Annotated in this window: 26 protein-coding genes and 1 pseudogene; 21 read left to right on the top strand and 6 right to left on the bottom strand. The window is 28.7% G+C overall.

The window, feature by feature from the left end:
• The 3 genes from BN2409_RS00030 to BN2409_RS00045 all read left to right on the top strand — a co-directional run.
• Window positions 1–812: Panacea domain-containing protein (locus tag BN2409_RS00030; RefSeq protein WP_053954657.1), on the top strand; the 812-nt coding region annotated here is incomplete at its 5' end.
• 764 nt (window positions 813–1,576) lie between these two features.
• Complete coding sequence (locus BN2409_RS00040; protein WP_053954659.1) at window positions 1,577–1,918, top strand: type II toxin-antitoxin system RelE/ParE family toxin; 342 nt, start codon at window positions 1,577–1,579, stop codon at window positions 1,916–1,918.
• A 12-nt stretch (window positions 1,919–1,930) separates the two neighbouring features.
• Window positions 1,931–2,236, top strand: coding sequence for a helix-turn-helix transcriptional regulator (locus tag BN2409_RS00045; RefSeq protein ID WP_053954660.1), 306 nt, complete (start codon window positions 1,931–1,933; stop codon window positions 2,234–2,236).
• Between the two features lie 386 nt (window positions 2,237–2,622).
• Here BN2409_RS00045 and BN2409_RS00050 read toward each other — a convergent pair whose 3' ends face one another.
• Entirely contained in the window at window positions 2,623–2,835 is a 213-nt protein-coding gene (locus tag BN2409_RS00050) for a hypothetical protein (protein ID WP_053954661.1), read from the bottom strand.
• A 338-nt stretch (window positions 2,836–3,173) separates the two neighbouring features.
• A complete protein-coding gene (locus BN2409_RS00055; RefSeq protein ID WP_053954662.1) occupies window positions 3,174–3,578 on the bottom strand; it encodes a hypothetical protein in 405 nt (134 codons plus the stop codon).
• Between the two features lie 704 nt (window positions 3,579–4,282).
• On the opposite strand from BN2409_RS00055, the gene BN2409_RS00060 reads away from it, so the two are divergent.
• The 3 genes from BN2409_RS00060 (at window position 4,283) to BN2409_RS00070 (ending at window position 7,340) form a co-directional block, all read left to right on the top strand.
• Window positions 4,283–4,900 carry a hypothetical protein gene (locus BN2409_RS00060; protein WP_053954663.1) on the top strand — a complete coding sequence of 206 codons (618 nt, stop codon included), beginning with the start codon at window positions 4,283–4,285 and terminating at the stop codon, window positions 4,898–4,900.
• A 680-nt stretch (window positions 4,901–5,580) separates the two neighbouring features.
• Complete coding sequence (locus BN2409_RS00065; RefSeq protein WP_053954664.1) at window positions 5,581–6,402, top strand: helix-turn-helix domain-containing protein; 822 nt, start codon at window positions 5,581–5,583, stop codon at window positions 6,400–6,402.
• Between the two features lie 431 nt (window positions 6,403–6,833).
• Window positions 6,834–7,340, top strand: a complete 507-nt coding sequence (locus BN2409_RS00070) for a MerR family transcriptional regulator (RefSeq protein WP_053954665.1) — start codon at window positions 6,834–6,836, stop codon at window positions 7,338–7,340.
• Between the two features lie 97 nt (window positions 7,341–7,437).
• Here BN2409_RS00070 and BN2409_RS00075 read toward each other — a convergent pair whose 3' ends face one another.
• Window positions 7,438–9,438 carry an AIPR family protein gene (locus BN2409_RS00075; RefSeq protein WP_053954666.1) on the bottom strand — a complete coding sequence of 667 codons (2,001 nt, stop codon included), beginning with the start codon at window positions 9,436–9,438 and terminating at the stop codon, window positions 7,438–7,440.
• A gap of 322 nt (window positions 9,439–9,760) precedes the next feature.
• Window positions 9,761–10,336: a site-specific integrase gene (locus BN2409_RS00080; protein WP_053954667.1), complete on the bottom strand. Its 576-nt coding sequence runs from the start codon at window positions 10,334–10,336 to the stop codon at window positions 9,761–9,763.
• 530 nt (window positions 10,337–10,866) lie between these two features.
• Between BN2409_RS00080 and BN2409_RS00085 the strand changes: the two genes are divergently transcribed.
• The 11 genes from BN2409_RS00085 (at window position 10,867) to BN2409_RS17440 (ending at window position 16,499) form a co-directional block, all read left to right on the top strand.
• Window positions 10,867–11,298: a hypothetical protein gene (locus BN2409_RS00085; protein WP_053954668.1), complete on the top strand. Its 432-nt coding sequence runs from the start codon at window positions 10,867–10,869 to the stop codon at window positions 11,296–11,298.
• 176 nt (window positions 11,299–11,474) lie between these two features.
• Window positions 11,475–11,738, top strand: a complete 264-nt coding sequence (locus tag BN2409_RS00090) for a hypothetical protein (RefSeq protein WP_053954669.1) — start codon at window positions 11,475–11,477, stop codon at window positions 11,736–11,738.
• Window positions 11,739–12,418: 680 nt separating this feature from the next.
• Window positions 12,419–13,645 carry a hypothetical protein gene (locus BN2409_RS00095; protein ID WP_053954670.1) on the top strand — a complete coding sequence of 409 codons (1,227 nt, stop codon included), beginning with the start codon at window positions 12,419–12,421 and terminating at the stop codon, window positions 13,643–13,645.
• A 245-nt stretch (window positions 13,646–13,890) separates the two neighbouring features.
• Window positions 13,891–14,055, top strand: coding sequence for a hypothetical protein (locus tag BN2409_RS17070; protein WP_199872881.1), 165 nt, complete (start codon window positions 13,891–13,893; stop codon window positions 14,053–14,055).
• A 128-nt stretch (window positions 14,056–14,183) separates the two neighbouring features.
• Window positions 14,184–14,387 carry a Mor transcription activator family protein gene (locus tag BN2409_RS00100; protein ID WP_278320160.1) on the top strand — a complete coding sequence of 68 codons (204 nt, stop codon included), beginning with the start codon at window positions 14,184–14,186 and terminating at the stop codon, window positions 14,385–14,387.
• A 2-nt stretch (window positions 14,388–14,389) separates the two neighbouring features.
• Window positions 14,390–14,617 (top strand): DUF1659 domain-containing protein, encoded by a 228-nt coding sequence (locus BN2409_RS00105; RefSeq protein WP_053954672.1) that lies wholly within the window; start codon window positions 14,390–14,392, stop codon window positions 14,615–14,617.
• 37 nt (window positions 14,618–14,654) lie between these two features.
• Window positions 14,655–14,873, top strand: coding sequence for a DUF2922 domain-containing protein (locus BN2409_RS00110; RefSeq protein ID WP_053954673.1), 219 nt, complete (start codon window positions 14,655–14,657; stop codon window positions 14,871–14,873).
• A 30-nt stretch (window positions 14,874–14,903) separates the two neighbouring features.
• Entirely contained in the window at window positions 14,904–15,104 is a 201-nt protein-coding gene (locus tag BN2409_RS00115; protein WP_053954674.1) for a YvrJ family protein, read from the top strand.
• A gap of 12 nt (window positions 15,105–15,116) precedes the next feature.
• Window positions 15,117–15,476, top strand: coding sequence for a YcbK family protein (locus tag BN2409_RS00120; protein ID WP_053954675.1), 360 nt, complete (start codon window positions 15,117–15,119; stop codon window positions 15,474–15,476).
• A gap of 133 nt (window positions 15,477–15,609) precedes the next feature.
• Entirely contained in the window at window positions 15,610–15,810 is a 201-nt protein-coding gene (locus BN2409_RS00125; RefSeq protein ID WP_053954676.1) for a hypothetical protein, read from the top strand.
• Window positions 15,811–16,406: 596 nt separating this feature from the next.
• On the top strand, window positions 16,407–16,499 hold the full coding sequence (locus BN2409_RS17440; RefSeq protein ID WP_242847886.1) for a replication initiation protein: 93 nt from the start codon (window positions 16,407–16,409) through the stop codon (window positions 16,497–16,499).
• Window positions 16,500–16,554: 55 nt separating this feature from the next.
• Here BN2409_RS17440 and BN2409_RS00130 read toward each other — a convergent pair whose 3' ends face one another.
• Window positions 16,555–16,824 carry a helix-turn-helix transcriptional regulator gene (locus tag BN2409_RS00130; protein WP_053954677.1) on the bottom strand — a complete coding sequence of 90 codons (270 nt, stop codon included), beginning with the start codon at window positions 16,822–16,824 and terminating at the stop codon, window positions 16,555–16,557.
• Entirely contained in the window at window positions 16,821–17,198 is a 378-nt protein-coding gene (locus tag BN2409_RS00135; RefSeq protein ID WP_053954678.1) for a type II toxin-antitoxin system RelE/ParE family toxin, read from the bottom strand. Before BN2409_RS00135 ends, BN2409_RS00130 begins: the two co-directional genes overlap by 4 nt.
• Before the next feature lie 348 nt (window positions 17,199–17,546).
• On the opposite strand from BN2409_RS00135, the gene BN2409_RS00140 reads away from it, so the two are divergent.
• The 4 genes and pseudogenes from BN2409_RS00140 to BN2409_RS00155 all read left to right on the top strand — a co-directional run.
• Window positions 17,547–18,614: a replication initiation protein gene (locus tag BN2409_RS00140; RefSeq protein WP_053954679.1), complete on the top strand. Its 1,068-nt coding sequence runs from the start codon at window positions 17,547–17,549 to the stop codon at window positions 18,612–18,614.
• Window positions 18,604–18,957, top strand: a complete 354-nt coding sequence (locus BN2409_RS00145) for a DUF3139 domain-containing protein (RefSeq protein WP_053954680.1) — start codon at window positions 18,604–18,606, stop codon at window positions 18,955–18,957. Before BN2409_RS00140 ends, BN2409_RS00145 begins: the two co-directional genes overlap by 11 nt.
• Window positions 18,958–19,437: 480 nt before the next feature.
• Entirely contained in the window at window positions 19,438–19,827 is a 390-nt protein-coding gene (locus BN2409_RS00150; protein WP_053954681.1) for a type II toxin-antitoxin system MqsR family toxin, read from the top strand.
• Between the two features lie 79 nt (window positions 19,828–19,906).
• A pseudogene (locus BN2409_RS00155) lies at window positions 19,907–20,312 on the top strand (hypothetical protein); the annotation flags it as partial.

The raw sequence follows: 20,312 nt of genomic DNA on the forward strand, positions 1-20,312 counted from the left end.
TTGGAATCATCCAAATAAGTGAAATTGAAGAGTTGCTCAATAGATATAACATAGGCAAGAAACCTTTAGCCAAACTATTAGGTTGGGGAGAAGTGACAATCATTAGATATTTAAAAGGATTAACCCCTTCTAAAGAATATAGTGAGAAATTAAAAGAATTGCAAGATCCTTATAAAATGCAAGAAATATTAAATCAAAATGGTCATACATTGCAAAAGGTTGCTAGAAAAAAGGTTGAGGATCGTATTAAAGAAATGCTTCATCTATCTCATTCAACGAAACAAGGTCAACCTATCAATTCTATAGATGTTGCCACCTATTTTCTAAACAAAGTAGATATAGAAGCTGGAGATTTGATCTCTCATTTAAAACTACAAAAGCTTGTTTATTATGCTCAAGCATGGATGATGGCATTTTTAAATAAAATTATAATAAAAGAAGACTTTCAAGCATGGGTTCATGGGCCTGTTATCCCTGAGATGTACAATAATTATAAAAAGTTTGGTGCCAATCCAATTCCTAAAGTAAATATTTTAGATGAAAATATATTTAATGAGGATGAAAAGCTCATATTAAATGGTATATGGAATGTATATGGAAAATACAATGCAAAGTATTTAGAAGCGCTGACCCATATGGAAGATCCATGGAGAGATGCTAGGGGGAATTGCCAGGAAGACGAAAGATGTACAAATGTAATTGAAAAAGAAAATATTAAGACGTATTATTCATCTATAAAAGATCAATTTACAATCAAGGACATGGATGAGTTAAACACTTATGTATCAAGTATTAAGATAAAGATGAATTAATCCCTACAGGTATTTGTTCATTCATAGAATCATGATTCTCGGATTCATTTAAATGAAAAACAAATAGTACAAAGAGATCACAAAAAATATTATTACCGCAATTAAGTACGAGATATTAAATTTTTTATTTGAAAGATAATTCTTTAATAGAAGAATTATAAATATTATCATAAGATTTATTCCCATAATAATATTAAAAATTTTCTCAGAAATTACCATTGTATTTTTAAAAGCAACCAATAGTATCATGAATATAGCAATTATCCAAGAAATTACAGTTATTATTTTCTTTTGAGTTTTTAACAATCTTAATTTCTCCTTTAAGTTTTTATATAATTTTAGAGTAAGAATCTGTACTTTAGACGCTATCCTTCTTTCTTAATTTGAATTTTAAATATAAAATTCTTTAAATGATTGTATCACATATACATTTCAAAAAATGTAATATATTGCAAATTAAATCCATGCGAATGCATCACAATCTAGGATAGAAGCATATGTTTTTTACAGTATTTGTAAAGTGGCCCTATTTTACATGAATGTTTGCCGTACCCCATATAAAGGAGCTTAAAAGTATTCTGAAAAAACTAAACTAAAAAATAAGACCCTATGAGAGAGATTCATATGTTTTCAATAGATCTTTCTCATAGGGTGAATTCTTTTAATACAAGGATAAGTTTTGATTATTGTTTATACAACAAATATGTTGTATAATTAAGTTACAACATATTTGTTGTATAAACATTGTGATAAAGGAGTATACTATGAATGTTTTCACTTATGAAACTAGCGGAGGAAAAGATTTAATAAAAGAGTATCTAGATAATCTTCCTAAAAAAGAAAGTGCAGAAGGATACTTTATAATAGAATCTCTTGAAAAAGAAGGAGTAAATTTTTTAGAAGCTTTAAATACTAGACAATTAGATAAAAAGCTTTGGGAAATCAAGTTCTACAGACATAATAGAATCATGTATGTACTTGTGGATCAAGATAATATTTATTTGCTACACGCATGTAAAAAGCAAAAGAATAAAGCTGAAAAACTTGACTTAGATAAAGCTCAAAAAAGAGCAGATGAACTTTTAAAAATATTAAATAAAAAATAGGAGGGATGAAAAATGCCTTTTAAAAAAATTAATGCTCAAGAAATTGTAAAAGATAAAATAGAAAAAGACCAAGAATTTAAAGCAGCTTATGAAGAAATAAGTGAAGAATATAAATTAATTAGAGAAGTAGTAAAAGCAAGAAAAGAGATGGGATTAACCCAACAAAATTTAGCTGATAAAATAGGAGTAAAACAACAAGTGATATCTAGATTTGAAAATGAAAGACACATTCCTACTCTAGATAATTTTTTGAAAATATTACATGGATTGGATCTTGAAATATCTATATGTAAAAAAAAAGACTGCATTAGTATTTAAAGGAACCTTTGCTCAATAATCGCAAAGGTCTGATTGAAAAAGTGCTCCCAAAGGCCTTGAAGATTCCATTCAAAAACATCATGTACCTTCAAGGTTCTTTAGGACTTTCGTATGAAGGGGCTTTTAGACTGCAAAGAAAGCAGACTAAAACCCACATAGAGAAAAAATAGGTTATGACTACAGCCCTAAAGGACCTTGTGTGATTACATCAAATTTTTTCATTTCATCTTTCAAGGCCTTATCGCCACACCCGATGCCAGCACTCTAAATAAAAACAAATAGAAGCTCCTGATGATTCAGGAGCTTAACTGTTATATAAACATATATTTTGGGAATAGTTGAGCTGGGTAAAAAAAAGCATATTGATAATAGATACAATCATAAGTTTATCCTAAATTATTATTTTTACTATGATCAGGATTAGAAACAGGTGTATCTATTCCATTGATATTTCTAATATGATATTTTTTATAGTGTCCTTGCTTGATTTTGGTAACAAATTGAGAGCGTGTCATATTGATATTATTGAAGTTATCATGAAATTTTGTATTACGACCACTATCACTTTCTTTAGTAACAGAGATTCTTTTTCTTGCCATAATTTAATCCTCCTATAAGTTTTAATAAGATGGCTAAAAAACTTATGTATTAAAGGAGAAATAAATTACGCTTTTATGAATATTTTAAAAGCTTTTTTACCATAATCTTTAGCATAATACTTTACACCATTTTTTGTAATCCATGGTCTAAAAATATAATAGCCTTTTTGTTTTTTTGCTATGACACTCACTCCTTACTGGCGAAGGATTGAATTGATATGTTACAGCAAATTTGATATACTTATCTTACAAAAATTAAACATTTTTAATGACTGTAACATGGAAACTCACCTTGTTTCCAAAGAAGAAAGATAGTTGCCGCTATCTTTTTTTCTTTATCATTCATCATCTGAATCATTGGAATCATCTCTAATCTTCTTATCTAGGGGTTCATCTAAACAAATATACAGATATTCATATTCTTTATCCCATTTTCCTATATACTTACTTGCAGTATCTTCGATTTTTATATTATCATCTAATTTGCTTTGAATAAACCTGATAAAATCTTTGTTACTTATTCGTATATAACCTTTTCTGTTTTTTGAAGCGAATTCGAATTTGCTTTGTTCAGAAGCGTCACAAGGCTGAACTACAATATATTTTTTTTGCTCATCAAATCCTAATTTTATATATTTAGGATTTCCTAGTGTTTCAATTGCACCGCTAGAAAAAGTTATTCCGTAAGTTGCTATTGATACAATAGATGCTCCTACCTTTGGATTATACCATTGTATAGTCATGTTTTTCTCCTTTCTACGTATTTCTTAGCCATCCCATATACATTGTATCAATTAATTTTAAAGATATCAATGTTTTTGTGTGTTTATTTTGTCTCGAAATTACATCGAGCTTATCGCTGTTTCGTTTTTGAAAACCATACCCTTTTGCGCTATGTTATATTCAAAACAAAAAATATTAAAATATTCTAAAATATTTCTGTTGATCTGAGTTTTGATCAACAATAATAATCTTATAGCATAAAGATATAAGTTTATATAGAGCAGTTTACTCATAATGATTTTAGATTTTAAATTATCTAAATAATACTGGAAGACATATACTTTCATTGCATATATGCAATAAAAGTATATGTTTTTTCATGACGCAAAAAAACACACAAGAAATAAAAAGCTTATTTTTAAGTTGAATTTAATTATGAATTGAACAATTATGATTCTGTTTATATATAAAAGCTCCTTCATATAGGAGATTTTTAACTATACTTTAAATTGCTTTTTAAGAATCTGTTTAAAATTGTAAAATTATCCATTATACTGTAAAATAGAACTATATTGTATAAGTGAAAATTATCGATAGAGTGTCGCAAATACTACCCTAAAAGGCATGAAAAGCGCACTTCTAATGTTAGTGATTCAATCGTTATACGACATACAACATCAATATAAATGCAATAGATAGGCATAGGTGTTAGAATGGAGGCATTATGAAATACAGTAAAAATACATTAATCACTGGCGTTAGCATTGGACTAGCGGTCATAAGTATTGCTTTTTCAGTATTTGCGTACTTTGATTCAATTAAACAAAGAGAACCAGTACTTTTCATTGATGAGCGAGCAATAGAGATCTTTAGTAAAAGAATGAATGAAGAATTGCCAATCAGTATAACAACTAATGATGGTAGAGAATTAGACGTACCAATTTATATGACAACAATTGGATTCGGTAATTTTGGGAAAGAATCGATTAAGAGGAGTAATATATTACGAGATATTATAATAACGATTAATAAGCCCAAAGATCAAATTATTGATTTCTCGATAAGCTCACAAACGAGAGAAATTGTTGGGGCTGAGATTGAAATATTTGATAAGTCAGCAAAGTCAACATCATATAAACTGAATTTTGATATCTTAGAAGAACAAGATGGAATTGAACTCAAAATATTATTTCTTGGAGATGAAAACACTGAATTCTCTGTTGAAGGTGTAATAGAAGGTACAAGAAATATTGAAATAATGAAATCTGGTTATCATGTCACAACAGTAGGTCCAAAACATCATTTAGATGTAAAAAATGTTTTTCTATTTGAGAAGCAATAAATCAACCTTTAGTAATAAATATCTTGAATTTTTCATTGAGAATTATATTTATGATGCTGTCTTATAACAACGTATTTCCAACACAACGTAAAATATATAATTTTTACATTGTGTTTCTATCCCATAAGGATTTTATGAAATAAATCCAAAAGGCCTCCCAGTGACGGCATTGGGTGTGGCAATAAGGCCTTGGACTGAAAACGGAATATGATACAGGCTAAAAAGAGAGTAGCAGGGCTGAAACTTTTAAGCCTGTTTTTTCTTTATGTGGGTTTTAGTCTGCGTTCTTTGCAGTGTAAAAGCCCTTTCATGTGGAAGTCCTGATACTCTCTATAGGCGTATGATATGAAGTGAAAAGTCCAAGGCCTTAGGGAATGTCACTTGAGGCCTTATAAGAAAATAAGAGACTAATATAAATAAAAGATCCATATTATATGGATCTTTTTTATATAAAACAACTCTACAAATAAAGGAAAATGAAAAAAAAAGTAGAATATAAAAAATTAAAGCAAAAAAGGAAATAAGCACCTGCTACAGTCGGGAAACTTATCAGGTACTTATTCTAATAAAAGGTTTTTTAAATTGTCTATTTAGTTATACATAGTATTTTACACTATTATAATTCTATATTCAATAAAAAATACCTTCTATTTTGCTAAAAAATTTAGGAGGTTTTTAAAATGGAAAATAAACAAAAGAATTTTAGAGATGTTTTAAAGGTTGAAGGGGTTAAAGCTAGAGGGTTTGGAATCATTCCAAAGCTAGTTATGTTAGATAGAAAATTAACTATAGAAGCCAAAGCTATATATTCTTATTTTTGTTCTTATGCAGGAGCAGGAACAACAGCTTTTCCAAGCAGAGATAAGATATGCAAGGATTTAGGTATTAGTATAAAAAGATGGTACAAGCATTTTAATTTGTTAAAAGAATTAGGTTATATAAAAGTTGAACAAATAAGAAGTAAAAAAGGCGACAAGTACAGTCATAATATATATACTTTAATAGAAAAACCCGAAACCATTGAAAATACTGAAGATGACCAGTGTGGTCAAAACGAGTATACTCGAAATGAGTATGCTCAAAATGACTACAATAATAATAACAGGTCTTTTAATAAAAATAACAAGTTTTTATATAATCATCAGTCAGTCATAGAAGAACCAGAAGATGGACCGACAGATATAAAAAATAAAAGAGAAGAAATAAAAGAAGAAATTATAAGCAATGCAGAAATCTATTTATACAAAGGACAAGCTAGAGAATTATTAGAAAAAACTATTATCAAGTTATTAGAGTGTAAAAAGATACAAGTACACAACAAGATACTTAATAACCAACAGATCGTAGAACAATTACAAAAGTTAACTATCGATATTATAGATTGTGCTTTAAGTAAATTTAGACAAGTACAACTAGAACAAACTATAAAAAATAAACAAAAGTATTTTGAAGTATTGTTGTTAAACTGTATAGATGAATATGCAGCTAATTCGATTTTTTAATAAAAGTTGAAAAGGTAAAGTGTTTCCTAGTAGAAAAAGTATTTAAAGTATTCTTTATGTACTTTGAATACAAGGAGCCTTTGCTCAATAATCGCAAAGGGCTGATTAAAAAAGTGCTCCCAAAGGCCTTGAAGATTCCACTACATAAACATCATGTACCTTCAAGGTCTCTTTAGGACTTTCGCATGAGAGGGCTTTTAGAGTGTGAAACCCCACATACTAAAACCCACATAGAGAAAAAACAGGTAATGACTACAGCCCTAAAGGACCTTGTACGATTACATCAAGTTTATTTCGTTCCATCGTTCAAGGCCTTATCGCCACACCCGATGCCAGCACTTAAAAGAAAAATAAAATATAGGTGTATAGACTGTGTGTATAAATAAGTTCAAACTATATATATCTCGTGTGTATGGAGGAGGAAAAACCATATGGATACTCTATATAGCAGCAATGATTTGGCTGAAAAGCTTGGAATTTCGGTATCTACAGTTCGAAAGTATGAGCAGGATTATAACTTGGAGATCATGAGGAATGAAAGCAACAACAGGGTGTATACAGAAAAGGATCTAGAGATTTTTAAAAAGATCATAGAGCTTAAAAATGAAGGTGCGAACATTCATCTTATAAGAAAGATACTTGCTAATGAAGGTATAGTAGAAACAGCTCCTGAGGTTTTAGATACTATTCCTCTACATACTGAAAGTATAGAGGCATTTAAAGCTGATGTAATCAGTCAAATAGCAGATATTGTTTCGGAAAAAGAAAGAGTATTGAAAGAGGAATTTGAAAAGCAACTAGATGAAAAATTACAGCACCAGGAGCAGAGGATCAGAGAGCAGATCCAAGCAGAAAATAAAAAGCTGATGGAATATATAGCTGCTACGAAAGAAAATGAAAAGAAAAAAGGGTTTTGGAGTAGGATTTTTGGGAAGTAGATTTTATATAAATGAAAGGAAATAAAAGCTCCTAGATCATTAGGAGCTTAACTGTTATCTAAAGATATATTTGAGGAGTATTTGATAAAGAATATTTTTAAGAAATATTCTTTACATTAACAGCAACTTCTTGATTTGTTATGGGATTAACTTGAATTTGATAAGTTACATCTTTGTATAGAATTTTATTCATATTTAATGTTGGATTATCTTTACTATGAAAAAATATATTTGTTGGAGATTTAGAGATAAATCCGTAATTTAAACCATTTCTATCTGCTTTTACATTTAGTACGGTTCCTCTATAGGTGGACAAGCTATCTTCTGTAGTATCATTGTTTGAAAGAACTTGGGATAATAATAATTCTGTAAATTTAGAATTATCTTTTATACTATATTTATAATTTTCTCCTCGTAAATTTATCCATTTCTTTGTTACATCATTAAATTTTTCAACTGCTAATTTAGTAGCATTAAAAAATGTATTAGTATTTCTCATCTTATCAAATAAATCTGAACAATATTGATCAATTTGCTTTTGCTTATTAATATTAGGTGCTTTTCCATTAAGGAGTAATACTGTAATTAACATTAAATGTGATTTATACGGATAATATTCTTTTGGTATTTTTTTATGTTTAAATATTTTTTCAAATTCTACATGTAATAATGAAGTTATATAATAGGGATATTTAGACTGTCCATCTACAAATACTTGATTTTTATATATATCAAGTATTTTTGATTCATGTCTATGTCCTAAATGAGGAGAAAATAAAAATATACTTATAAAATCTTGAGATATTAATCTTAAATTTATTTTTTGAATGGCTTTAATAGTAGGGTTATCAGCATATTGTTTTGATCTTCTTTCATAATAGATTTTTTCAAAATATTGTTCATTACAAGTTGACATTGAATTTATAAATTCTTCCAATTCTTTATGGAAATCTCTTGTTACTTCAAAGACTTCATCTAATACGATATTTTGTTTATTTGTACCCCGAACAACGTTATTTATTATTTTAGTTGATTTTGTTGCAATAAGCTTAATTGAAAGTGCTATATCACTAATATTTATTCCTTGGCAGTTTGCATGATATAATACATTGCTTGTTTGGCAACCATTAACAATTCGAGGATTCTCGATTGTAATTTTTCTATTTCCAGGTATGATTGTATCACATACTACAGTTATACCATTATTCAATAAGATAAAACTTTTTGGATCACTTTTTATCGTTTCAAAAATTTCATTATTTATCATTGTATCTCCTTGGTAATCTCTTACATTATCAATAAATAATGTCTTTCTTATAATACCATCTTCTGTCATAAGCATTTTTATAAACTCATTAGCATAGCATAAAATAATACTCGAATTATCGACATTATTTACTTCTGTTAATGAAAAAATATCAATTATATTTAGAACTTCTGTAAAAGTATTTTCATTCTCATCACAAATATTTTTGAAAGATTTACTATCTATATAACGAATATTCGGACTATCATATGTGTGTAATTTTGCAATTTCTTCTTTAAACTGTTCTGATCTTGCTAAAATATGAGGACTATTGTTCCATTCGCCCATTACTATATAATATATTCGAATAGATGGATTGCTTTCCCACCTTACCATTACTTCATCACTCAAAATGTAATTTTTAAGATCCAACCATAATTCTATTTTTTTATTATATGGAAGATATTGTTGTGGGTTTAGAAAATCTTTAATTCCAGTTATAAAAGTACCATATTCTTTAGAATCAAATGATCTTTTATATTTAGATTGTATAAATATAAATTCAACATTATCTTTACTATTCTTTTGCATTAAATCTTGTATGTCGGTTTTATTGGTTATGAATACACCATTGAATTTAATAGCAATACCATCAATTCCCATATCTTCAGATCCACCCACAGAAATAATATCAATCAAATCTGTTTCGATAGAAAAAGCATCAGGTTGATGTGATGTCAATATTGTTTGATTAGCAAATCTTTCAAAAACTTCAGTTTCACCTAAATTTTCTAACTCATACTTTTCTTTATATGCTTTTAGCTTCAATTTTATGGTTGGTTCAAACTGCATGTATATTCCTCCTTATAGAATTAAGTTTAATATTATTTTTCCTTTTCAATATAATACCATAAAATACAAAATATGAGTTTTAACTTGTTATATTTTGTTTAAAGATAAATTTAGCGAGTGCAACACAATGATAATAATGATAATTGTGTTGCGTTAGTAAAATGTTTTTAAAGTACTACGATGTAAGGTGATTGTATAGAAATATCTATATTTTGAATACAACATAAAATATACAATTTTTATATTATGTTTCTATCCCATAGGGAGTCATCAAGAGTCCTTATAAGCAAATAAAACCCTAGCTTAAATCAAGCTAGGGTTTTTAGTAATCAAAATCATCAATCATCTGATCTTTAATATCATCATTGATTCCTATATACCGAAGGGTAATACTAGGAGAGGAATGGTTAAAAATCTCCTGGAGTGCTGCAACATCCTTATATTTCTTATAAAAATGATACCCAAAAGTTTTCCTGCTCGTATGGGTGCCTATTTCTTGGAGTCCACATTCCTTAGCTGCTTTGTTTAAGACTCTATAGGCCTGGATTCTAGTAATAGGCACTTTCTCTCCATTAGGGCCTAGTTTGGAACTTGGAAATAAGAAACTCTCCTCATTAAAATCATGTCTTTTGATGTACTTATTCAATTCTTTTCTTAGAGGAGCATTGATCTTAAATCTCTTGATCTTACCTGTTTTTTTCTCTTTGATGTAAATATGACTTTGTGTTACATCTTTTACTTTAAGGTTTAAAATATCAGAGATCCTAAGTCCTGTATATATGCCTACAATAAATATCATATAATTTCTACCGATGAAGCTTCTATCGCTAGAATTTTTCAGGGCTTTTTTCATTGCAACAATTTGTTTTTTGTCACGAATAGGTTGTACGGAGTTCAAAAAATCACCTTCCTTTGCCCTTAGTGTATGTAACATACGAACACATTATGTAACTAGATGTGCTTAAAAAGTAGTAAAATGTTGAACTTATTCTCAATTAGACACTTTATTTTACCTCATTATGTTACATTTTAAAAGCATAAAAAAACGCGTGAAATCATTGGAAATGCTATGTAGTTATAAGATGTAACATAATATACATTGTGTTACCATGTAAAACAGGTGTAAATGTTGAAATATCAACATTTGGTTAATTATGCAGGATTTTTTCAAAATGTATGTTTATTCATTGAGGAAATAAATAAAAAGTTGAATATAAATACATTGCAAAAGGCCTCCAAGTGACGGCACTGGGTGTGGCAATAAAACTTTTTAAAGCTATCTATAGGCATACGATATGGAGTGATAAGGACAAGGCCTTAGGGAGGCTCTGAGAGGCCTTTAATACATATTATTGAAAACAATGTAAAATATTGATTTTTTTGCCGATATTTATAAAAATATAAGCTTTTAAAAAAGGAGGGATAGATTTGAGAATTTCTGGAGTAAGTAATAACATTTATTGCTATAAAACAAATCGTAGTAAATTGAATTGTGGAGATAAGTTCGAAGTGAAAAATATGAATATGGAGACGAATAATCAAACAGATATTTATGGAAAGCTAAAGCAAAAATATGATATTAGAAATGCTACTTTTGATGAAGTGAAAGAAATAGCAGAGAAATTACATGAAGCTGGTGAAATTTCTGAATTTCAATATGCTAATCTGATTTTAGATCGTTCAAGAATTTCTGTTCCTGAGCATGAAAAAAAATTTTTGATTGATCGATATCATGGTGGAAGGCAAGATTGGATAGAAATATATGAAGACCAAGCAAAAACTTGTTTGTCTTATGGAGATATGAATTCCTATAATAAAAACATAGATATTATTAAAGCTTTAAAAAAGTGTGAGCAATAAAAAATACCTTTTAGTAGGTATTTTTTTATGGGTAAAAAACTACTTAAATACCTACTTGTATATATGTACACATAAGGATTATACTATTAGCATACACAATAAAATCAGTCACCCTATAAAAAAGCTCCATACAAACACATGAATCTTTTTTATAGGGTTTTTCAGGAGGAAAAACTATGTTGAGATCAAAAGATGCCATTAGAAAAACATTTTTACTTACACCAGAGCTTGAAAAAGCATTAAGATTAAAAGCAGTAATGGAGGATCTACAAATCAATGAATTTGTGAGAGATACTTTAGCAGCTGCAGTTGAACAAAAATATTTTGATATGGTGAAAGCACAAGAAAAAGAAAAGAAGAAGAAAGAAGCAGAAACCAAAGAGGAGCTTGTTTTAGAAAATACACCACTCAAAGGACAAATAGAGATCGAAGAACTTTAAAACTATTCTAAAAAACATTAGGATAGTTTTTTTTATTTACAACAACTCCTTTGTTGTTGTTTTAAAATGATTTATAAATGATTTAATATGTTTTAGGAACTTTGGAATCAAGCAAATTCAATACATGCAGAGGTATAAGTGAGACAAATTGACGGTAAAGTGAGACAAATTGATGGTGAAAAAAGACGGATTGACGGTGAAAAAAGACTTTGTTGATATCTTTTGTTGTTGTTTTAAAACATATTTTAAATACTTTAAATACTTTTATGACGTCTTGAACCTAGTAATATCAATATATTCAATCTTACAAGGCAACAATTTCATACCTAAAGGTAACTTAATCATACCCAAATTGAAATATGACAGATTGATGGTGGATTTTAATATAAAAAAACATATAACTAATTTTAGACAACCTAGCACAAGCTAATTTGTTTATGTACAGAGGCTAAAGGTGATAAAAAATAGTGTCAAGATAGTCATAGGGTGAATGAGTATTTCCTAGTAGAGTTATAAAAAATGTCGCAAAAAGTAAAAAGGAAGAAAAGATTCTTTGAAGAAATTTTATATATCAACAAATATTTTATAATGCTGTCGCAAATAGTCATCTAAGGAAATTGGGACAACCTACTAAATCTTAATTAAGGAGATCTAAAAAATCTTAATTAAGGAGAAAAAACATGCTATCAACTAAATCTAGTATACAAGAGGAGGAAATGAGCAAACACATAAAAATCCTCCACGAGCTAAAAGGGGATGGATGGATTACACTATCCTCAAAGATTCAAAATCATTATCAGCAACACCATTACAAATACACAAAATTATTCATAGAGCTTCAAGGACTTATTGAGTTTGAAAATATATATGTTTCTCAAAATACATTTTACAAACCTCAAAGAAGAATTGAAAATATCAGGCAAATTAGAGCTTGTTATGTAGATATAGATTGCTATAGGAAAAATTATAAAAAGGAGCAGGTACTCTTTTTTATAAACGAGATCATTGGAGAAAAAATCCCAAGGCCCAACCTGGTTATTGACTCAGGGAGGGGATTAAACCTCATTTGGAGAATAGATCCAGTACCATATCAGGCACTTTCTTTATGGAGTGCCATAGAAAACTATCTATATGAGCAACTCAAAGAATGGGGAGCCGATCGAGTGGCTACGGATCCTACAAGGATACTAAGAATTTCAGGGACGATTAATTCTAAGACCAAAGCTCCAGTACGCCTTATTGAAACCTATGAACATATCTATACTCTACGAGAAATCCAAAACGAGTATTTGCCGGAACTTAGCCCGAAGAAAATAAAAAATCATAAAGGAAGACCTAAAAAAGTTGTAAGTTTATTTAATCAATATACCTTGTATCATGCGAGACTTATGGATTTAGTAAAAATTTGCGAGCTTAGGCATTATAAAATAAAAGATTATCACATGAGAGAAATTATATTATTTTTATATCGTTATTGGACATGTTGTTTTGAAAAAGATACAAAAGAAGCATTAGAAAGATCTTTAGAACTCAATCAAGAGTTTGATTATCCATTATCAGAAAGAGAAGTCATAAGAAACACCAAAAGTGCAGAGAAGGCTTTTTTAAGCAAAGACAAAGAATACAAATATACAAATAAAACATTGATTGAAATGTTGGAAATTACAGAAGAAGAACAAAAACATTTAAAAACAATCATTGGAACAAAAGAAAAATATAGGAGAAAAAATTATAAAAGAAATGCAAAGAGAAGAAACGAAAAAGGACTAACCCAAAGAGAGCAAGCTAAACAGGAAAAGATAAAAAAAATAAAGGCCCTGTCTGCCCAAGGCCTTACCTTAAACGAAATCGCTTCAGTCATTGGCATTCACAAAGCGACTGTAAGTAAGTATTTGAAGTCTACCTAAATATTATACAGTAAAAATAGATTACTGAAAATGATATTTTTTCAAAAGGTAGAATATAGCAATTTCAATACATACACTGGCTTTGTTAAAAAAATGTCAAAAAGTTGCCTGAAAAGGGTCTTTGTATTGTGGGGGTATTTATACCCTGCTACGAAGTAGCTCGCTTTTGGTTTGTACACTCAGGGGTTTCCGCCTAGTCTCTTTTCTGCTTTTATTATTTTTAATGAACTGGAGGAGATGACACTATGTCAATGTCAAGTTTTAGTTTTATAGGAGTTGTTTTTTTAATTTTAGAATTGATTATTGTGATTATAGCTATACAAGCAGTTTTGCGAACATATACAAATAAACGTGCTTTAATAGAACTTAAGCATCGTATAGATGAATTAGAAAATAGAATGAACAAGTAACTTGAGTTATACAAATCTTAAACATAACCCTATTTCTTAGAAAATTTTTATCCTTTTTTCTTACGGCTCTTTCTTTTCTTTCCTGCTACAATTTTTACAAGGGGGCGAGGATCATTCATGATTTGTATTTGATTTCTGATTTAATTGGCAGAGAGAATACAAAAAAGCTCATGAAAGAGTTTGGAGGTAGTTCTATTTATATTCCAAGAGAAGATCGTATCAGTAGAAATAAAAAGATTTTGAAGGAGTATAACGGCTACAACTCTCGTGAACTTGCAAAGAAGTATGGTCTTTGTCATAAAACCATTCAAAAAATTGTGAAGGAGGGGTAAGCATGTCTGTAAATGTAAACCAAGGACCTAGTAAGATGGCGATCATTTATAGTGACGGAGTGGATGAAAAAGGAAATGAAAAGAAAAAGACCAAAACCTATAGCAATTTAAAATCTAGTGCTTCCAATGAAGCAGTCTATGATGTAGCATTAGCAATCATTGGCCTTCAAACACATGATGCATTAGAAATCCACAAAAAAGAAGATTATGAAATTAGTCAAGGTGCATAGGGGATAGAGCAAAAAAGGAAAAAGGGGGTAAGGCTCTGTGAAGCGATTAGAGATGATTTTTAAAAACGAAGAAGGTAAAGGCACAAAGCTATCCATCGAGGACTGTAGAGACGATCTCAAGGCCTCTGAGGTACAAGCTACAATGCAGACTATTATCGACAAAAACATATTTGCTACAAGCAACGGAGATCTCAAAGAGATATTGTATGCAAACATTGTTACAACAGATACAGAAGCAATTATTGAAAAAAAATAAAGATGAAATAAGCCCTTAGGGGCTTTTTTTGTGCCAATATGTCAATATGAGTTGATGAATAAAAAAGGAGGACTTGTCATGGAGGAACTTATGAGTATTATTGCAAACGTTGGGTTTCCAATTGGTGTATCTGTTTATTTATTAGTAAGGATTGAAGGAAAGATAGATGATCTTTCTAAGAGCATCAAGGAGCTGGATCATACTATAGAAAATTTGTGGAATAGTCTTTAGGAGGTGTATAAAGTGAACAATGTTTACATATCCAAAAACTTTAAGTTAAAAGAGTTTGAATGTAGGGATGGATCACATCTGGTGAAGGTAGATGAAAAGCTCATTATACTTTTGCAGATATTAAGAGATAGAGTTCAAAAGCCTATTATCATTACATCTGGATTTAGAACAGAAAAATACAATCAAAGGGTCGGTGGAGCAAAGAAAAGCCAACATTTACTTGGACGTGCTGCAGACATAAAAGTACCTGGAGTATATCCTGATGAAGTGGCCAAGATTGCAAAAGAAATAGGTTTTAAAGGAATAGGAGTTTATAAAAACTTTACCCATGTAGATGTGAGGGAAGGAAATATGGCGTTTTGGAGAGGGTGAAGAAAAGCTCCTAGTGAATTTGAGGAATCATAAAATTTAAGATAGAGACATAAACCATATCAATATATACCATAAAATGTTAAAATATGTATGGAGAATTTATATATTAATTGAATGTTTGGAGAAAAAAGAAATGAGTAAATTTTTTAGAAAAATAAATACTTATAGAATTATAGGAGCATTGATTAATGCTATATTGATTATTTTAATTGGAGAAAAATTTGAGCTTATTAAATTTGAGTGTAAATATTCTCTAGGGTTGAATTATTTTATATACACTACAATTATTTTAGGGGTTGTTTATGCTATGCTCTGTAAAATGAAGGAAGAGTAGATACAATAAAATAAGTTTTAAAATAGAAACCTTTGTTTTAAAAATAAGGGTTTCTATTTTTTTGATGAAAACAACAACCCCTTTTATGTTGTTTTAAATATATATTTTAAATACTTTTAAAAGCTTTTCTGATAGCTATAACCATTGAAACCACTTAATCATAAAATTAAAAACACACTTAATTACGGTCAAACAACACAAAAATACGGTTAAAGCACACATATTTACGGTGTAAATAACACAATATTAGTGTTATTTCACACAAAACATAAACCGAAGTGTTGATTTGTAAAATAAAAAGATTTATTCTTATAAATTCGATATGCTATATAGGGATCTAGCCAACAGTTCCTTTTATGTTGTTTTAAAAAACTTTTAAATATTTTAATATGTTTTACGCAAGCTGTAAGCATTGATATTACTTGAATTGAAATTTTAAATATAACCTAAGGATACCGAAACATAACTTAAAGATACTCAAATATAACCTAAAGATACCGTAAATATAACTTGATCATACCTAAATATAACTTAATTATTGAAGAGTTATAGTATAAAATATATAATTATATGGGGTATTTTAAAGGAGGAATAATATGTCTAAAAATTATATGGTGACAAAAGCCAATACATTAATAGAAGCAAGTTATAAACTTACATTAGGAGAACAAAAACTCATATTTTTATAGGCCTAGTACATAGACTAAGTGCTATATTGATATAGTATACTTTAAAATATAAAGATTATACAAATTCAATTTTTAGTTTTTTTCCAAAGATTTCAGCTATTTTCTTTAATTGATCTATAGTTGTATTATAGTTTCCACTTTCTAATCTAGAAATATTAGATTGCTTTGTTCCTAAATGTTTTGCTAATTGTTCTTGAGTCATATTCATTTCTTTTCTAAGCTGAATGATTTGTCTGATTAGTTGATATTCAGATTCTAAATTATCCAACTCTGCTACAACTACAGGGTCTTGTTTGATGATATTTTTAGCATCACTCCATTTCATGACACATCATCCTTTCTTTGTTTATATTCATCCATTCTAAATTTTGCTTTTTTAAGTTGTTTCTGGTCTGTTTTAGCATCTTTTTTAGCATAACCATGAAGCAAAACAAACTTATTTCCATCATGCAGAAAATAAAATATTCTAGTGATATTAGAACTCAATTTTGTTCTAAGTTCCCACATTCCTTTGTATTCTTCCCCCTTTATACTATCTACATGAGGGTAAGCTAGACTGATTCCAAACTCTTCTAATAAATCAATTGTCCTTGTTACCTTAGCTTGCATTTTTTTAGGTAAAGACAATATAAATTCAAGGACTGGTACTTTACCATTTGATTGTTCATACAATTCTATTTCCCATTTTTTATTTTCCATATATTAATTATATATCATATATGATATGTTTTTCAATTATATTGTATTCGTTTGTAATAAAAATATTCACAAAACAACTCCTTTTATGTTGTTTTAAAAAACTTTTAAATATTTTAATATGTTTTATGTCAGCTACAAGCATTGATATTACTTGAATACAAAATTTAAAAGCTACCTTTTCAGGGTCAAATACTACCTTTTGAGGGTTAAAGGCTACTTTTCCAGGGTCGAAAAGCTACCTTTTCAGGGTTTAAAAACTACTTTTTAAGGGTGAAAGGCTACTTTTTAAAAAATGAGTAGCTTTTTAATTTTAAAAGATATATACTACAAAAGAGAGGGGGGAAAGCATTGGAAACAGTATTGATTCATGAAAATAATGTGGTAACAAAATCAAATAACTTAATAGAATCTTCATATAAATTAACGGTTAATGAGCAAAAAATTATTCTTATTGTTGCTTCTTTGGTTCAAAAAGAGGACAAAGATTTTAAAACATATAAAATTACAGTACAAGATATTATTGAAAAAATGGGACTTAAGGACTCCAAAAGCGCTTATGAGGATATGAAAAAAATTACTTTAAATTTAATGAAAAAAGTTATTGTGATGAATGTGCCTAGTGAAGAAGATGAAGGAGCTTTTGATACGATCCAATTAAATTGGTTTTCTAGTGTAAAATATCTAAATAAAAGGGGAACTATAGAAGCTCGTTTTGATCCTACTTTAAAACCATATTTGTTAAATTTAAAAGAAAGGTTTACTTCTTATAAGCTAAAGAACATAGTAGCTTTAAAGAGTTTCTACAGCATTAGAATATACGAGCTTTTAAAGCAATATCAATCAATTGGAGAGCGAATGATTACAATTAAACAATTAAAAGATATGTTAGGAATTGATAAAGGAAGTTATGAAAAATATAATAACTTTAAAAGAAAAGTAATCCAAGTAGCTTATAAAGAAATCAACGAAAACACAGACATATCCTTTGAATTTGAAGAAATTAAAAAGGGGCGAAAAGTAGATAAAATCAAATTTCATATAGAATCTAAAAATAAAAAAATCCCTAAAAATAGTGCTTTTGAAGAGATTGCAACTACTAAAGAAGCTACGTTTGATCCTTTTGTTTTTTCATTAAAACAAATTATAAAAGAAGACCTAACAGATGATGAATTAAAAGCTATATTAGAAGCTTCAAAGTATGACATGGCAACGATTATTAAAAAATATGAAATAGCAAAATCATCTACATATGATAATTTGGTAGGATTCTTGATTAGTGCCATAAATAAAGATTATAAAGAGCCAATCAAACAAGAAAAAAATAATAGATTTCATAATTTTGAAGGTAGAACTTCTAAATATACAAAAGAAGAGTTGGAGGAAAAAGTAAAAAGGGGGGTTAAAAGTGAAGTTTAAAAAATATATACTAATTTTATTAACTTTATTGATTATAAGTTCGCCTATATTGTACTATTTTCCTATTCAAAAATATTTTGCAGAAAAAACACTGGAGAAATATATGTATTTTCAGGGATGCTCCAATGCTAAAATAAAATCAAAGCAAATATTAAAAGATTATAAAATCGGAGGATATACTATTGAAATAATATATAAAGATGATCCAGGATACACTTATGAATATATTTATTTTCCTGGAGAAAGTAGCCTAAAACGGAGTATGAATTGTATAGTATTTGATAGAGAAAATGTAGATGTTGATGTAACAAATAAAAAAGTGAAATACCCGCCTATTGACTAACATTAAATAAAAGATAATTGAATTTTTTCCTGCAAAACAGGGTATTTTTTATGCAAGATTTATCTTCATTTCATAAAATTAGTTGTAAATTTCATATTAAAGGCCTTGATACCATGCTATAACATAGTAATACCATGGTGTTCAATCACTTGGATACTACTGTAAATATAGTAACACAATTTATATTTTGTTACTTTTCGTGACCTTTTTATGTAAAAGGTCTTATTATTTGTGTCAATGTGTACATATATAAATGTATATTTTTAGAAATAGCATATACTCATATTATTTTTGTTCTACAAGCTTATGAAGCCTTTGGATTGAAAGATGATATAAAAGACGTATAAAAGAAAATGAGTTTGCAAACAATAAAAATAGTTTCAATTGATACTATTTTTATTGTTTTTTCTAAATGCTAATGCTAAAATATAATTAGAAAGCACCTAAGCATCAGATTGGCATTTAGGAGGTACTTACAATATGATAACAGGTTCCTGGATTGAAGATCCAGAAAGTGTAGAAGCATTTCTAGTTGAAATGAAAAATAGAATACAAGATTCTTATGAGAATGTAAAGATTATAAAAAGAATGAGAAGTGAAGATAAAACCTTTAACTTTCAAGTTCAATATGGTTTAACCCATGAGATCATATGCAAAGAACTTTTAAAGCTAGATATATCAAATTATTGTTATACGGACAATGATTATGATAGTAAAAGGGGTGGAGTAGTATGGATATTTGGTCAAACGCTTATATACCCAGGGATCTATAGTTATCCAGAAGTTTATATCAAGCTTAAATTAAATAGTAAGGTGATTTGTTTATCTTTTCATGAAAAAGAATATCCTTTAGAGTATCCGTATAATTGATCAGAAATTATGTAATCAAATTATAACGATGAGATGAATAAATAATTAAAGAAAATAAACCTTTTATGGGGGGATTCATATGAATAATAAAAATATAATGGAGTACTGTTATAACTGTGATGAGGATAAGCCTGTAATCATCAAAGAAGAATCTATAAAAATAACTATTAAAGACATTGAAATTGATTTTGTTGGTAAAGTAGCCTACTGCAAAGAATGTGGAGAAGAAGTATATATTTCTCAAATAGACGATGAAAATGTTAGAAAAGCCAATGAAAAATATAGAGAAAAACTTGGAATCATCCAAATAAGTGAAATTGAAGAGTTGCTCAATAGATATAACATAGGCAAGAAACCTTTAGCCAAACTATTAGGTTGGGGAGAAGTGACAATCATTAGATATTTAAAAGGATTAACCCCTTCTAAAGAATATAGTGAGAAATTAAAAGAATTGCAAGATCCTTATAAAATGCAAGAAATATTAA

Source organism: Inediibacterium massiliense (assembly GCF_001282725.1).
In the GTDB taxonomy this organism is placed as follows: Bacteria; Bacillota; Clostridia; order Peptostreptococcales; family Thermotaleaceae; genus Anaerophilus; species Anaerophilus massiliensis.

What these genes read in the sequence shown, in the direction of transcription:
- BN2409_RS00040 (WP_053954659.1), top strand. Translation starts at nt 1,577, where the DNA reads ATGAATGTTTTCACTTATGAAACTAGCGGAGGAAAAGATTTAATAAAA.
- BN2409_RS00045 (WP_053954660.1), top strand. Translation starts at nt 1,931, where the DNA reads ATGCCTTTTAAAAAAATTAATGCTCAAGAAATTGTAAAAGATAAAATA.
- BN2409_RS00050 (WP_053954661.1), bottom strand. Translation starts at nt 2,835, where the DNA reads ATGGCAAGAAAAAGAATCTCTGTTACTAAAGAAAGTGATAGTGGTCGT.
- BN2409_RS00055 (WP_053954662.1), bottom strand. Translation starts at nt 3,578, where the DNA reads ATGACTATACAATGGTATAATCCAAAGGTAGGAGCATCTATTGTATCA.
- BN2409_RS00060 (WP_053954663.1), top strand. Translation starts at nt 4,283, where the DNA reads ATGAAATACAGTAAAAATACATTAATCACTGGCGTTAGCATTGGACTA.
- BN2409_RS00065 (WP_053954664.1), top strand. Translation starts at nt 5,581, where the DNA reads ATGGAAAATAAACAAAAGAATTTTAGAGATGTTTTAAAGGTTGAAGGG.
- BN2409_RS00070 (WP_053954665.1), top strand. Translation starts at nt 6,834, where the DNA reads ATGGATACTCTATATAGCAGCAATGATTTGGCTGAAAAGCTTGGAATT.
- BN2409_RS00075 (WP_053954666.1), bottom strand. Translation starts at nt 9,438, where the DNA reads ATGCAGTTTGAACCAACCATAAAATTGAAGCTAAAAGCATATAAAGAA.
- BN2409_RS00090 (WP_053954669.1), top strand. Translation starts at nt 11,475, where the DNA reads ATGTTGAGATCAAAAGATGCCATTAGAAAAACATTTTTACTTACACCA.
- BN2409_RS00095 (WP_053954670.1), top strand. Translation starts at nt 12,419, where the DNA reads ATGCTATCAACTAAATCTAGTATACAAGAGGAGGAAATGAGCAAACAC.
- BN2409_RS17070 (WP_199872881.1), top strand. Translation starts at nt 13,891, where the DNA reads ATGTCAATGTCAAGTTTTAGTTTTATAGGAGTTGTTTTTTTAATTTTA.
- BN2409_RS00105 (WP_053954672.1), top strand. Translation starts at nt 14,390, where the DNA reads ATGTCTGTAAATGTAAACCAAGGACCTAGTAAGATGGCGATCATTTAT.
- BN2409_RS00125 (WP_053954676.1), top strand. Translation starts at nt 15,610, where the DNA reads ATGAGTAAATTTTTTAGAAAAATAAATACTTATAGAATTATAGGAGCA.
- BN2409_RS17440 (WP_242847886.1), top strand. Translation starts at nt 16,407, where the DNA reads ATGTCTAAAAATTATATGGTGACAAAAGCCAATACATTAATAGAAGCA.
- BN2409_RS00130 (WP_053954677.1), bottom strand. Translation starts at nt 16,824, where the DNA reads ATGAAATGGAGTGATGCTAAAAATATCATCAAACAAGACCCTGTAGTT.
- BN2409_RS00135 (WP_053954678.1), bottom strand. Translation starts at nt 17,198, where the DNA reads ATGGAAAATAAAAAATGGGAAATAGAATTGTATGAACAATCAAATGGT.
- BN2409_RS00150 (WP_053954681.1), top strand. Translation starts at nt 19,438, where the DNA reads ATGATAACAGGTTCCTGGATTGAAGATCCAGAAAGTGTAGAAGCATTT.